This window comes from Acinetobacter sp. neg1 (assembly GCF_000788125.1).
GTDB lineage: Bacteria > Pseudomonadota > Gammaproteobacteria > Pseudomonadales > Moraxellaceae > Acinetobacter > Acinetobacter vivianii.
Genome location: NZ_JSZD01000022.1, coordinates 1 through 13,117 on the forward strand (window position 1 = coordinate 1; position 13,117 = coordinate 13,117).

Sequence of the window (13,117 nt, forward strand, 5' to 3'; positions counted from 1 at the left end):
ACCACCTGATCCCTTCCCGAACTCAGAAGTGAAACCTCTTAGCGCTGATGGTAGTGTGGCACTTGCCATGTGAGAGTAAGTCATCGCCAGCTTTTAAATCTAAACACCCCTAACCTTACGGTTAGGGGTGTTTTTTATTGCCTAGAAAAAATAAGATTGGAAGCTTTATTCTTGATTCAGTTCTTTCAAAATAGCTTCATTAAACTGCGGGATATCATCTGGACACCGTGAGGTGATAAGAGGCCAGTCATTGGTATTACAACGATGTACGGCTTCATTTACCCAGTGTGCACCTGCATTTTCTAGATCTAAACGAATACTTTTATAGGACGTCAGATTTTTATCCTTAATCCGTTCTGCATTTATCAGCGCCCAAGGCGCATGGCAGATTGCAGCAATAGGTTTCTTCTGATCAGTGAAATATTGAATGATGGCATGCGCATTTTCATTTAGGCGCAATGTATCGGCATTTACTGTACCACCAGGAATAATCAAAATATCGTAGTCTTCTACAGAAACCTGATCTAAAGAGGCTTGTGGGGAGTAACTTGGCCCTAATGCCTTATCACTTTTCACCGTTTGCACAGCGTCAAATGTTTCTGCGGCATGGATGACTTCAATGCCTTTTCCTTTTAAAAACTCAAGTGGTTGAATCAGTTCATCATGTTCGACACCTACATTTGATGTGATGATCAATGCTTTTTTAACCATTGTTACGACCTCAAAATCATTTTTATTTTAGGTTAACAAGCTAAAAACATGAAAAATGTAGGGCTTTCTGGGGCAGATTGTATCTTGTGGGATACGATGTCAAGTTCTGTTACATGCTTTAAATAGGCAAAAAAGAAGCCCCATCATCCTGACGGGGCTTCTTCGTATTCAGCTTATGTCGTTAATATCCTATTAACGACCACTTCCTGTGTGTCTTATTATTCTCAATGAGACTTCCTGTCTCTCTATGCTTTGTATATTAAAGATAAAGCAGAGTAGAGAATAGAGGTGAATGTAGCTTGTCTATGTACGCTTAGGCTTACATCTACACAACATTATATTTCTGTAATTTGCTGATAAGTGCTGCCAAGCCTTTGACCTCAAACTCATTGGCTTCAAACGTTTCTTCTTTATTACGTTTAAAAATATCACGGATTTCAAGAACAGCATTGCTGTCAACCAAGCCGATATAGGTCGCGACCTGACGGAGTTGATCAATTGAGCGAGAGCCATTGGTGGCACCGTAGCCTACGTAAGCAGCAGGCTTGCCTTGCCATTCCTTAGCCACGTAATCCAATGCATTTTTGAGTGCTGGGCTGTAGCCATGATTATATTCAGGACTAATAAAGATAAATGCATCGGCTGCCGCAATTTTATCAGCCCATTGTTGTTGCTTCGGTTGGTCATAAACACCTGTCGCTGGCGGATGAGCGCCTGCAAATATCGGTAATGCCCATTCTTTCAGATCGACGATTTCTGTTTGAATATCAGCGAATGAGAGTTCATCGATGGCTTGATTGACCCAATTGGCGATTTTAATTGCAGTTCGGCCTTCACGGATACTACCGACGATAATATAAATGAGCATATTTGTATTCCTATGTATTATTGCTTTGAATCAAAAATGAATATCTTTTAATGATCTTATACTTTTATTCAGGGTTAAAAAAAGCTCTCATTTGAGAGCTTTTGTGTTACATCAATTTAATGCCTTGCTGTCCAGCAGGGGTGACCTTAAAGATTTCCACTTCAAAGGTAATATTTTTGCCCGCCAGTGGATGGTTAAAATCGATTTCAGTGGTGTCATCATTAACCGATTTTACAATTCCAAATAAGGTTGCTTTGGCTTTATCTTCAAATTCAATCATATGACCAACGATTGGGCGTTGTTCAAACTTAACCGTATCGAAGATCTGGATATTTTCAGCATTCCAAGGCCCAAAAGCATCTTCAGGTGGTAAATGTACAGTACGACGATCGCCGGCACGTAAACCAAATAAAGCTTTTTCAAAGCCTGGTAACAGATTACCATCGCCAATGACCAGACTTACGGGCTCTTCACGACTACGCGTATTATCAATTTCAACACCATTTTCGATTGAAACTGAAAAGTGTAAGTCGACTTTTGAGCCGTCCTGAATACGAATCTCTTCGTTTGGGTGGATAATTTCGTTCATCTTATACATCCGCATTTTGGTTACGTTTCTTCTCTAAGAAGAAAGTATCGATCAGCAGCAAGATCGTTCCCAAAGTAATGGCACTATCTGCAAGGTTAAATGCTGGGAAATGGCTGTTCTGGTAATAGACATGGATAAAATCGACCACATACCCCAAGCTGACACGGTCAATCAGGTTGCCAATTGCTCCACCGAGAATCAACGCAATCGCCATAGGCAAAACGATCATTTTCTTTGGCATGCGCATGAGCCAAAACACAAAAATAACCGACACGATGCCTGCTAGAGACGTAAAAAGATAACGTTGCCAGCCACCCGCATCAGATAAAAAGCTAAATGCTGCGCCATGATTGTGAAGTAATGTCCAGTTTAAAAAAGGCAGAACTGGAACAGGATCAGCATAATTTAAATGCGAACTTGCAATCCATTTGGTCCATTGATCTAGCACAATGGCAAGGACAGAAAGTCCAAGCCACATTAAGTTGTGCGGGTAAAACTGGAATAAGCCTTTTTTTGCGGGGCTTGTTTGCACAGAATTATGCATATTTTCTCACTTCGCCACTGCCAGTGACATTGATAATACAACGAGCGCATAAACCAGCATGACCAACGTGTGTATTTACATCTGGCAGCACATGCCAGCAGCGTACACATTTTTCACCATCCGCAGCTGAAACTTGGACACGTAACCCTGCAAGGTCAGTGCTTTCACCTTGTTCAGCATAAGGATGCACAACGACTTGAGAGGTGATCAAGACAAAGCGTAATTCATCAGCCAATTGGTTCAACAATTTCTGTAATGCTTCATCTGCCCAAAGTTCAACTTTTGCAGATAAGTTACTACCAATCAGTTTAGCGTTACGTGCTGCTTCAATCTGTTTATTTACTGCTGATTTTACGCTAATCAATGTTTGCCAATCTGCTTCAGACAGTAAGTTTGCTGTTGATGCGGTTGGAATGTCATACCATTCAGCGGTAAACACATATTTTTCAGTTTGTTCTGGAATTAATGGCCATGCTTCTTGCGCGGTAAAGCTGAGAATTGGTGCCATCCAGCGGACAAAGGCTTGAACGATATGATACAGCGCTGTTTGTGCAGAATGACGTGCTTGTGAATCTGCCTTGGTGGTGTATTGACGATCTTTGATGATGTCGAGATAGAAACCACCCAAATCATTGATACAGAAGTTGGTGAGGGCATTGGTGACAATATGGAAGTTCATCTCTTCATAGGCTTGCTGAATAGTTTTTTGAACCTCAGCAGCACGTTGCAAGATGTATTGATCCAATGCAATCAACTGGTCCACTGGCAGTGCATCTGTAGAAGGTTTGAAGCCATTTAGGTTTGCCAGCAAGAAACGTAAGGTATTACGGATACGACGGTAACCATCTGAAGCACGGCTAAAGATTTCTTTACCAGCTGTCATTTCATAACGGTAGTCCGCAGAAGCGATCCAGAAGCGTAAACCATCTGCACCCATATCTTTAATAATGTCTTGTGGGGTAATGATATTACCTAATGATTTAGACATTTTACGGCCTTTCTCATCGACCACGAAACCGTGTGTGAGCAAGCCTTTATATGGCGCACGTTCATTGATTGCAATTGATGTCAGCAATGAAGACTGGAACCAGCCACGGTGTTGATCTGAACCTTCAAGGTACAAGTCAGCAGGATCTTGCAGGTCTTCACGTTCACGTAGCACAGCATAGTGTGTTGTGCCAGAGTCAAACCAGACATCAAGCGTGTCGCGGATTGCATTGTAGTTCTCGGCATCTGCACCAATGAAGTCACTTGCTTCACGGTTATACCAGCCATCGATCCCTTCTTGCTCGATCAACTTAGCCACTTCTTCAATCAGTTCAGGCGTGCGAGGATGCAATTCATTGGTATCTTTATGAACGAAGAACGGGATTGGCACACCCCATGTACGTTGACGTGAGATACACCAGTCAGGACGACCTTCAATCATGGACTGAATACGGCTTTGACCCCAATCAGGCACAAATTCGATGTCATTTTCAATCGCGTTTAATGCATTTTGGCGTAGACCATTGGCATCCATGCTGATAAACCATTGTGGTGTCGCACGGAAGATAATTGGTGTTTTGTGACGCCAGCAATGCGGATAGCTATGCTTGATTGGCTGATGCGCCCATAAACGGCCCACTGCACCCAATGCTTCGATGATTTGTGGGTTGGCTTTATAGATGTGCTCACCTGCAAAAATTGGCGCATTTGGTAAATAAACACCATTGCCGCCTACAGGATTTTCAACTTTTAATTGATAGAGCAAGCCAACTTTATAGTCGTCTACACCGTGGCCCGGTGCGGTATGTACTGCACCTGTACCACTGGTTGCAATCACGTGCTCGCCTAAAATCACAGGCACTTGACGATCAGTTAAAAGCGGATGTTGCAAAAGAAGATTTTCGATTGCAGCACCTTTGAAATCAGCAAGTACAACTGGGTTTTCAAGCTTATAACGCTCGATTGCTGATTCCACTAGATCTTTGGCAAGAATAAAGTTTTGCGTACCACGGTCAGTCGTAACCTGTACCAGTTGATAGTCGATTTCAGCATGCAATGCTACGGCTTGGTTTGCAGGCAATGTCCACGGTGTCGTGGTCCAGATCACGATATCGGTCGCATCTTTAACATCTACATTCAAACGTGTGCTGAGATCTTTCAGATCAACCACCGTGAAACCAACATCAATGGCATCTGATTTTTTATCTTCGTATTCAACTTCAGCTTCAGCCAGAGAAGAACCACAGTCCATACACCAGTTTACTGGTTTTAAACCTGGCTCAATATGACCTGCTTTGGCAATTGCACCGAGTGCACGCACGATATCTGCTTCTTGTTTGAAGTTCATGGTGAGGTATGGATTGTCCCAGTCACCAAACACGCCCATACGTACAAAGTCTTTTTTCTGTAATTCGACTTGAGTGTATGCATATTCACGGCATGCTTTACGGAAGGTAGATGCATCAACTTTGACGCCGACTTTACCAACTTTTTCTTCTACTTTAAGTTCGATTGGTAGACCGTGACAGTCCCAACCTGGCACATATGGTGCGTCAAAGCCATCTAAAACGCGGCTTTTAATAATGATGTCTTTTAAAACCTTATTAACAGCATGACCTAAATGGATTTGACCATTGGCATACGGAGGGCCGTCATGAAGTACATATTTTTTCTTGCCAATACGCGATGCACGAATCTGCTGATAAATGTTGTCGGCATACCACTCTTCTAACCATTTGGCTTCACGCACAGCCAAGTTTGCCTTCATGGCAAATTCAGTCGCTGGCAAATTGAGTGTGGCTTTATAATCCACTGCATTTTCAGGAGTTTGCTTATCGCTCATGCAAGTTTTCTTCCAGTTTGATCAGTTGGTAAACTGACATGTTTTACATTAGGATTTGTGAAGTATTAACAAACCCTACTATTTAAATTTAAAAGGAAATTCTGGTGTGCTGCTACGATAATCTCGTAACTTTTGCACATCATCATTAATTCCGGCTTTGAGGGCTTCAAGCGAAGGGTAATTCAGCTCACCATGTAAATAGTGAAGGAAGGTTACCCGCATCAATAAGCCATACAGATTAGCAGAAACATCGGGGAAATGTACCTCTAATCGCCATTCAGGTTGGACTTGTTTGATGGCTGGGCGTGTCCCCACATGACCTGCGCCAAATAAACTGTCGGCTTGATAGCCAGAGATGCCATTAAGAGCAGGATCTGCATGTTTTATTTTTGCCGTAAGAGAGGCATCTTCACACACCACATCGACTGCATAAATCCCGTTTAAGCACGGTTTATGACGGTTTAAACGGACATTAATCGTTGGAAAATCAAGGGTGCGACCAATTTGATCGCCATACTGGACACGGCCAGTGATGCTATACGGGCGACCTAGTAATTTTGCAGCTAAAGCCAGATCACCTGCTTGTAGGACCTGACGAATACGGGTTGAACTCACCCGTTCACCATTCAAGGCGATGGTATTTAAATTGGTAACATCAAAGCCATAGTTGCGTAGAAATTCGCTGTTACCTTGACGATCTTTACCAAAATGGAAGTCATCTCCAAGAACGAGACTTTGTGCATTGAGTTTTAATTTGAGTAAATCTGCAAATTCAGTGGCATTTAAGCTTCTGAAATATTGATCGAACTTCGCGACCGCAATGTAATCAACACCAAGCTCAGTTAAATATTCTACTTTTTCACGTAATGAGCTAATACGTGGCGGAGCATCATAACCTTTAAAAAATTCAAGCGGTTGCGGCTCAAAAATCATCACCAATGTTTTTAAGCCTTGAGCAGAAGCCAACGTTTTGAGTTGAGCAATCATCGCTTGATGGCCGAGATGGACACCATCAAAATTGCCGATCGTTACCGCAGTCGGAGGTAACTGAAAATCTGGCGATAATGCGTTGAGACGAAGCAACTTCATGGGCGTTAAATACAGTGATTTTTGCAAAGGCTATATATTGCCATATTCTCAGCGTTTCGTCTTGTTGTTGTGTTTTTACACAGAAAATTTTCAGGATTTAGAAGTTTTATATCAATTAAACTGATTCATTAAATAAAAATAAATCAATTTTTCTTATTTAAGAACTCAACTAAAATCGCTTTATAGTTGCTTTACATAGAGATCGAGATGAAAAAGCCGTTTTATCAGCTAGAACAGACGAAAGATGTGATTCGTCATTTTACCCCGAACTGGTTTACTGCCACCATGGGCACGGGTGTTGTGGCCATGATTTTAACACAGCTTCCTTTTGCTTCGTCTCTTATGTTCACACTTGCGACTAAATTGTGGCAATTCAATATTCTGTTATTTACCACCTTTACTGTGCTGTATACCTTGCGCTGGATCTTGTTTCCACATGAAGCGAAACAGATTTTTAGTCATCCCAATATGAGTCTGTTTTTGGGTGCGATACCCATGGGTCTAGCAACAATTGCCAATGGTTTTCTCAGTTTCGGAACACATTTATATGGTGATATTGCCATACAGATTGCGACTTACCTTTGGTACATCGATGTAATTCTTGCCGTTGTAATCGCTTGGGTAGTGCCATTTTGCATGTTTAGCTGTCAGGACCATCAATTGCAACGCATGACCGCCGTGTGGCTGCTGCCGATTGTGGCATGTGAAGTTGCTGCCAGCTCAGCAGGTCTGTTGTTGCAACATTTAGCAGCCGATCAACATGCCTTGACGATTTTGATTACAGGGTATGTGTTGTGGGGAATTTCTGTGTTACCTGCATTTGCGATCTTAACCATTCTGATGTTACGTCTGGCTTTGCATCAATTGCCCGAGAAAGAAGTCGCGATTTCTAGCTGGCTATGCTTGGGCCCGATTGGGACAGGGGCGTTAGCGTTATTATTACTCGGCGAGCAGGCACCACGGATCATGCAAGCGATGGGATTCGAAGGTTTGGCTGGCTTGTTGCCTGCTTTGGGAATCGTGGCGAGCTTGGTGTTATTAGGCTTTGGTGTGTGGTGGTTCGGTATTGCGATTTTGACCACACTGCGTCATGCCCGCACAGGAATTCCCTTTAACTTGGGTTGGTGGGGACTCACTTTCCCGTTCGGTGTATTTATTCTGGCAATTTTTAATCTGGCGCATCAACTACACATCGACTTCTTACAGTATGTGGCTGTGGTTTTAAGTCTGTTGTTGGTTGGGTTATGGGCATTGGTCATGAAGAAAACAGTGGCAGGGGCGTATAGCGGCCAGTTATTTTTCTCTCCTTGTTTAGTCGCCTTGCAGCAGAAGATGCAATAATATTTAAGGTGTGCCTGAGCACACCTTTTTTTGTCTCTTTTTTATTTGAATGAGTCTTTTTATGAATGCTGATGTTGCTCTGATTATGGCCTTGCCGAATGAATCTAAAGGTTTGTTTGAACAGGCTGGTATTGATGTCCATTACAGTGGAATTGGCAAAATTAATGCAGCATTTAAAGCCTTTGAGGTCATTCAAAAAACGGGCTGTAAAACATTGATCAATTTAGGCAGTGCTGGCAGTTCACACTTCGATGCCCATAGTCTGGTTGAAGTTACGACTTTTGTGCAGCGTGATATGGATGTTTCACCACTCGGTTTTGCTGTGGGTGTGACACCAATGGATGATGATATTCCTGCTGAAATCTATACGCAGGCGCATTTTGAGTCTTTACCCAAGGGAATTTGTGGTACGGGGGATTCGTTTGAAACTGGTTTGCCCAAAGTGAGCTGTAATTTGGTGGATATGGAAGCCTACGCCTTAGCTAAAGTGTGCCAAAAGCTCGGGGTACGCTTGATTTCAGTCAAATATATTACTGATGGTGCCAATGATACGGCTCATCTGGATTGGGAAGAGAATCTATTACTGGGTGCACAAAAATTATTGGCGTTGTATCAGGCACATTTTTAAATGCAAAGATCTAACGCTGTAGTGTGCATGGGTTGAATTTTGTGTTGGTAGATTATTGAAATTAAATTGTTATTTTGTGTGGAATTCACATAACGGTCATTATATTAAATGGACGGTGATTTTATGGAAAGCAAATGCCTAAGATCATTAATGAATGAAGGCCATACATCTTCTGGTACTGAGTTATAAATACCATCTAAAATTAAATAAAGTTCATCGTCATAATGATCTATCAAGCCATATAAATCTTCATCTTCAGCAATTTTTGAGAGCTCAAGCAACATCCTAAAGATACTTCTGATTAATTCTTCTGAATATTCAATAGTTGGCGGTGGTTCAATATATTTTCTTAACGCTTCTCTAAAAAAAATTTTCTTTAAAGTAGAGGGTAAGTTCAACCATTCAAATTTAATGTTATAAAAATAATCTAAAACTTGTTTTTCTTTAGAAAAAAAACAGATTTCCAAAGCTTCCGAATCTGTAATATTTTGCTCTATTCTATTTGTAGCCCAATCTTGAATATCTTTAGCCGATTTTAGATTTAATATTAATTCTAATTTGAACTGAAACTTTTCTATGTCATTCATTTTTTGTTCACTTTTCCTAAAATTAACATAATACGCCTTATACGAAATACTTGATCTTTTCCTTTTTATCTCAATATTTAAAAGTAAGTCATTCTAGGGTTTAGTGTACTAGAATGGCTTTTTCGTGACTATACATATTCCACGTATGTTTTTTAATCAATATTCCACATTTTTGATTAGCTCAGTTGAATAACCACCTTAACCATTTGGCAAGAAAAAAAGCGACTAACAAAGTCGCTTTTTAGTGTATTTCAATCGCTAAAACAAAGCATATAAAGAAAATTTAACGTGGCAATACGCCGTATAACATTACATGTACAGTATGTTCGATTGTACGTTGGAACATGCTACGGTTACGTAAGGTTTTCCCTGTCACCATTTCAATCTGGGTTGAGAAGTCCGCATAATTCTGTGTAATGGCCCAGATATTCAGAATTAAAAGTTCTGGATCAATATCTGCAGATAATTTGCCTTGTTCTTGCCATGTTTGAATGACTTTGGCTTTACGTTTAAACAGCTTTTTCAAAGGGCCTTTTAAGATTGGCAAAATATGTGGTGCGCCTTGAATGATCTCAAGTGCAAATAAACGTGAAGCCTTAGGCTGGTCACGTGAGCTTTCGATTTTTTGAATTAAATAATGCGTGAGTGCTTCTGTGGGTTCAAGTTCTGACTCCAACGTCTGTAAAGGCGCTAGCCATTTTTGTAGAACGGTGGTGAGCACTTCGACATACAATGACTCTTTATTTTCATAGTAGTAGAAAATATTGGATTTATGCATATTTGCGAGCTGTGCAATCTCATCCAGACTTGCGCCACTAAACCCATAGACGGAAAAAACATCTAGGGCAGCATTCAGCAGTTGATTGCGCTTTTGTGTACTTTTTTTCTGTTCCATCTGCGAGCTTGATTCAAAAAATGTCATTGACATTGTAAGATAAATTGTCGGATTTGTGCACAGTAACACAATTTTTTTATCGAAAAAAATATACTTTTCAGGCCAATGCTAGGGATGTATTTGATAATTATTGAAATCTAAAAATGGTCATACATATTTTGTAAATAATTCATCTGTTGGTCATCAATCGGAAGCGGTATTTTTGTTGATTTGAAGCATTTTTTAGAAAAAATAATGCGGTTTTAGGTCGCTAAAACCGCATCAAGGACTTGCTGTTCGAGTTGTGCAAAAGCAATACTCTTTTTACGTGGACGTGGTAAATTCACCTGAAAACTATGTGCGATATGACCTTGATCTAAAAGAATAATTCGATCAGCCAACTGTACTGCTTCACTGACATCATGCGTGACCAGAATTGTGGTAAAGCCTTGTTCTTTCCAAAGACGTTCAATCAGGTTTTGCATTTCCAAACGGGTCAGGGCATCTAAGGCACCTAAAGGCTCATCCAAGAGCAAAATACGTGGTGAATGCGAGAGGGCGCGTGCCAGAGCTGCACGTTGCCGTTGCCCGCCTGAAAGCTGTGCAGGCCATTGCGTTGCCTTTTCTTTTAAACCGACTTTCTCCAGTAAGGTCGCTGCGAGTTGGTGCTGGTCTTTTGGTAAACCCAGTTGAACATTTTGCAGAACACTTTTCCACGGCAACAGGCGAGGATCCTGAAACATTACCCGAATGTCTGCATTGGTGATGCCTTCACGAAAATGACGTGCAGACTGGAATTTGATTTCACCATAACTGGCTTTTTCAAGTTGGGCAATGAGACGGAGCAGGGTACTTTTACCACAGCCACTGCGTCCGACAACGGCAACGAATTCACCTGCCTGAATATGCAGATCAAGATCTTCGAGAACCTTGACCTCACCATAAAACTTATACAGTTGCTCAATCAGAATATCTGCGCCATTGGCAGGTGCCTGAGCTGTTTCTGGTTCAGTCACAGGTTGAACCAGATTATTATCATAGAAATTTAGATTTAAATTACTCATCTTTATCTCCCTTTTATTTTTGGTAGCCTGCATGCCAGCGTAATAAATAACGTTCTAAACCTTGAGCCAATACATCTGCTAATTTGCCCAGCAGTGCGTAGAGTAAAATACCGACCAGAACAATATCGGTCTGTAAAAATTCGCGTGCATTCATGGTCATATAACCAATTCCTGATTGTGCAGAGATCGTTTCAGCCACAATCAAAAGTACCCAGACCAGCCCTAAAGAGAAACGTAGGCCGACTAAAATGGAAGGCATTGCACCTGGTAAAATAATTTCTTTATACAGTTGCCAACGGTTTAGTCCGTAGCTTTTACCCATTTCAATCAGTTGAGGATCGACAGAACGGATGCCGTGATAGGTATTGATATAGATCGGGAAAAACACACCCACAGCAACCAGAAATAGTTTGGCCGTTTCATCAATACCGAACCATAAAATGACTAATGGAATCAGCGCCAATGCAGGGATATTACGGATCATCTGCAAGGTGGTATCGAGCAGGGTTGAAGCAATCCGTGATGAGCCATTTAAGAGGCCTAAAATGAGTCCCAGACCCCCACCAATGAGTAAACCAAGTAGGGCACGACCAGCACTGACTTTAACATGCAGCCAAAGTTCACCACTGAGCAGTAAGTGCCAGAAAGCACTCACCACCGCAGTTGGGGCTGGTAACACCCGATTTTGTAGCAAACCTGCGCTTGATGCTGCTTGCCAAAGCAGAATCAGTAAAATTGGAAATAGCCAAGGCAATAAACTTCTGCCTATTTTTTGTGTTCCACGTGAAACATTATTGACGGAAACTTTGGTGCTCATGCAGTCTCCTTAGCCAAGGTCTTAGGTTCCTTGACTTCAGGCACATAGTTATTGGCAATGATTTCACCAAATGGGCCTGTTAAATGTGGCTGTGCCAGTTTCTCTCGGGTTTTAAGTGGTAATAATGGGAACACCAGTTCAGCAAAACGAATAGATTCTTCCAGATGCGGATAGCCTGAGAAGATAAAGGTATCAATGCCTAAATCGGCATATTCCTGAATACGTGCCGCAACAGTTTCAGGATCGCCGACCAAGGCGGTTCCTGCGCCGCCGCGCACAAGCCCAATGCCTGCCCAGAGGTTAGGTGAAACTTCAAGTTGGTCTTTACGTCCGCCGTGAAGTGCAGCCATACGTTGCTGACCGACGGAATCCATTTGAGCAAATTTTTTCTGCGCCGCGGCAATGGTTGCATCATCTAGGTATTGAATCAGCTCATCCGCAGCTGCCCAAGCCTGCTCGTTGGTTTCACGGACAATCACATGTAAGCGGATACCATAATTGAGCGTACGACCTTTGGCCGCTGCTTTGGCACGTAAATGTTCAACTTTTTCTTTTACCGCAGCAGGGGGCTCGCCCCAAGTCAAATAAGTATCGACCTGTTCTGCCGCGAGTTCGGTTGCCGCTTCTGATGAGCCACCAAACCACAGCGGTGGATAAGGCTGCTGTACAGGTGGGTAGAGCAGTTTGGCGTCATCGACACTGAGGCGTTCGCCGTGGAATGTAAATGATTCACCTGTATGTGAGCGAGTCAGGATTTCACGCCAGATTTTGACGTATTCAGAGGCTGTCTGGTATCGGGTACTGTGATCTTCATATAAACCATCACCCTTTAATTCCTGTTCATCACCACCCGTTACCAGATTGAGCAAAATACGGCCATTGGAAAGACGGTCAAAGGTAGCAGCCATGCGTGCAGCAAGTGCTGGAGTGGTAATGCCGGGACGCAATGCGACCAGAAATTTAAGCTGTTTGGTGGCATCAATCAGACTGGCAGCAGTAATCCACGGATCTTCACAAGAGCGACCTGTCGGAATCAGAACCCCTGCATAACCGAGATTATCCACGGCAACGGCAATTTGTTTCATATAAGCATGATCGACCTGACGAGCACCCTTGCTGGTGCCTAGATAACGACTGTCACCATGAGTGGGAATAAACCAGAAAATATTCATGTC

13 protein-coding genes and 1 rRNA gene are annotated in these 13,117 nt (G+C 42.2%); 3 read left to right on the forward strand and 11 right to left on the reverse strand.

Annotation, left to right across the window (positions count from 1 at the left end; genetic code table 11):
- A 5S ribosomal RNA gene (rrf, locus tag PJ15_RS18240) occupies nt 1-92 on the forward strand; the annotation flags it as partial.
- A 73-nt stretch (nt 93-165) separates the two neighbouring features.
- Here rrf and PJ15_RS17385 read toward each other — a convergent pair.
- From PJ15_RS17385 to ribF, 6 genes are all read right to left on the reverse strand, one after another.
- Nucleotides 166-711, reverse strand: coding sequence for a type 1 glutamine amidotransferase domain-containing protein (locus PJ15_RS17385; protein WP_047432973.1), 546 nt, complete (start codon nt 709-711; stop codon nt 166-168).
- A 325-nt stretch (nt 712-1,036) separates the two neighbouring features.
- Nucleotides 1,037-1,579, reverse strand: coding sequence for an NADPH-dependent FMN reductase (locus PJ15_RS17390; RefSeq protein ID WP_047432975.1), 543 nt, complete (start codon nt 1,577-1,579; stop codon nt 1,037-1,039).
- A gap of 106 nt (nt 1,580-1,685) precedes the next feature.
- Complete coding sequence (locus PJ15_RS17395) at nt 1,686-2,168, reverse strand: FKBP-type peptidyl-prolyl cis-trans isomerase (protein WP_005228218.1); 483 nt, start codon at nt 2,166-2,168, stop codon at nt 1,686-1,688.
- Nucleotide 2,169: 1 nt separating this feature from the next.
- Complete coding sequence (gene lspA / locus PJ15_RS17400) at nt 2,170-2,700, reverse strand: signal peptidase II (protein ID WP_171067036.1); 531 nt, start codon at nt 2,698-2,700, stop codon at nt 2,170-2,172.
- A 4-nt stretch (nt 2,701-2,704) separates the two neighbouring features.
- Nucleotides 2,705-5,542: an isoleucine--tRNA ligase gene (ileS, locus tag PJ15_RS17405; protein ID WP_047432978.1), complete on the reverse strand. Its 2,838-nt coding sequence runs from the start codon at nt 5,540-5,542 to the stop codon at nt 2,705-2,707.
- Nucleotides 5,543-5,620: 78 nt separating this feature from the next.
- Complete coding sequence (gene ribF / locus PJ15_RS17410) at nt 5,621-6,631, reverse strand: riboflavin biosynthesis protein RibF (RefSeq protein WP_047432981.1); 1,011 nt, start codon at nt 6,629-6,631, stop codon at nt 5,621-5,623.
- A gap of 207 nt (nt 6,632-6,838) precedes the next feature.
- Here ribF and PJ15_RS17415 point away from each other — a divergent pair, with 207 nt between their 5' ends.
- Both PJ15_RS17415 and PJ15_RS17420 read left to right on the forward strand, forming a co-directional pair.
- Nucleotides 6,839-7,972: a TDT family transporter gene (locus PJ15_RS17415; protein WP_047432983.1), complete on the forward strand. Its 1,134-nt coding sequence runs from the start codon at nt 6,839-6,841 to the stop codon at nt 7,970-7,972.
- 61 nt (nt 7,973-8,033) lie between these two features.
- The gene (locus PJ15_RS17420) at nt 8,034-8,600 is read left to right on the forward strand and encodes a 5'-nucleosidase (protein WP_047432986.1); all 567 of its coding nucleotides are present in this window, start codon (nt 8,034-8,036) and stop codon (nt 8,598-8,600) included.
- A 104-nt stretch (nt 8,601-8,704) separates the two neighbouring features.
- Here the strand turns inward: PJ15_RS17420 and PJ15_RS17425 are convergent, their stop codons facing one another.
- The 5 genes from PJ15_RS17425 to ssuD form a co-directional block, all read right to left on the reverse strand.
- Nucleotides 8,705-9,187, reverse strand: coding sequence for a hypothetical protein (locus PJ15_RS17425; RefSeq protein ID WP_047432989.1), 483 nt, complete (start codon nt 9,185-9,187; stop codon nt 8,705-8,707).
- A gap of 283 nt (nt 9,188-9,470) precedes the next feature.
- Entirely contained in the window at nt 9,471-10,082 is a 612-nt protein-coding gene (locus PJ15_RS17430) for a TetR/AcrR family transcriptional regulator (protein ID WP_004773426.1), read from the reverse strand.
- Nucleotides 10,083-10,324: 242 nt separating this feature from the next.
- Nucleotides 10,325-11,125 (reverse strand): ATP-binding cassette domain-containing protein, encoded by an 801-nt coding sequence (locus tag PJ15_RS17435; protein WP_047432992.1) that lies wholly within the window; start codon nt 11,123-11,125, stop codon nt 10,325-10,327.
- Between the two features lie 13 nt (nt 11,126-11,138).
- The gene (gene ssuC, locus PJ15_RS17440; protein WP_047432995.1) at nt 11,139-11,942 is read right to left on the reverse strand and encodes an aliphatic sulfonate ABC transporter permease SsuC; all 804 of its coding nucleotides are present in this window, start codon (nt 11,940-11,942) and stop codon (nt 11,139-11,141) included.
- Nucleotides 11,939-13,114, reverse strand: coding sequence for an FMNH2-dependent alkanesulfonate monooxygenase (gene ssuD / locus PJ15_RS17445; protein WP_004773423.1), 1,176 nt, complete (start codon nt 13,112-13,114; stop codon nt 11,939-11,941). Before ssuD ends, ssuC begins: the two co-directional genes overlap by 4 nt.
- Nucleotides 13,115-13,117 lie beyond the last annotated feature (3 nt).

Coding starts and splice junctions, on each gene's coding strand:
- PJ15_RS17385 (WP_047432973.1), bottom strand. CDS start 711: ATGGTTAAAAAAGCATTGATCATCACATCAAATGTAGGTGTCGAACAT.
- PJ15_RS17390 (WP_047432975.1), bottom strand. CDS start 1,579: ATGCTCATTTATATTATCGTCGGTAGTATCCGTGAAGGCCGAACTGCA.
- PJ15_RS17395 (WP_005228218.1), bottom strand. CDS start 2,168: ATGAACGAAATTATCCACCCAAACGAAGAGATTCGTATTCAGGACGGC.
- ileS (WP_047432978.1), bottom strand. CDS start 5,542: ATGAGCGATAAGCAAACTCCTGAAAATGCAGTGGATTATAAAGCCACA.
- ribF (WP_047432981.1), bottom strand. CDS start 6,631: ATGAAGTTGCTTCGTCTCAACGCATTATCGCCAGATTTTCAGTTACCT.
- PJ15_RS17415 (WP_047432983.1), top strand. CDS start 6,839: ATGAAAAAGCCGTTTTATCAGCTAGAACAGACGAAAGATGTGATTCGT.
- PJ15_RS17420 (WP_047432986.1), top strand. CDS start 8,034: ATGAATGCTGATGTTGCTCTGATTATGGCCTTGCCGAATGAATCTAAA.
- PJ15_RS17425 (WP_047432989.1), bottom strand. CDS start 9,187: ATGAATGACATAGAAAAGTTTCAGTTCAAATTAGAATTAATATTAAAT.
- PJ15_RS17430 (WP_004773426.1), bottom strand. CDS start 10,082: ATGGAACAGAAAAAAAGTACACAAAAGCGCAATCAACTGCTGAATGCT.
- PJ15_RS17435 (WP_047432992.1), bottom strand. CDS start 11,125: ATGAGTAATTTAAATCTAAATTTCTATGATAATAATCTGGTTCAACCT.
- ssuC (WP_047432995.1), bottom strand. CDS start 11,942: ATGAGCACCAAAGTTTCCGTCAATAATGTTTCACGTGGAACACAAAAA.
- ssuD (WP_004773423.1), bottom strand. CDS start 13,114: ATGAATATTTTCTGGTTTATTCCCACTCATGGTGACAGTCGTTATCTA.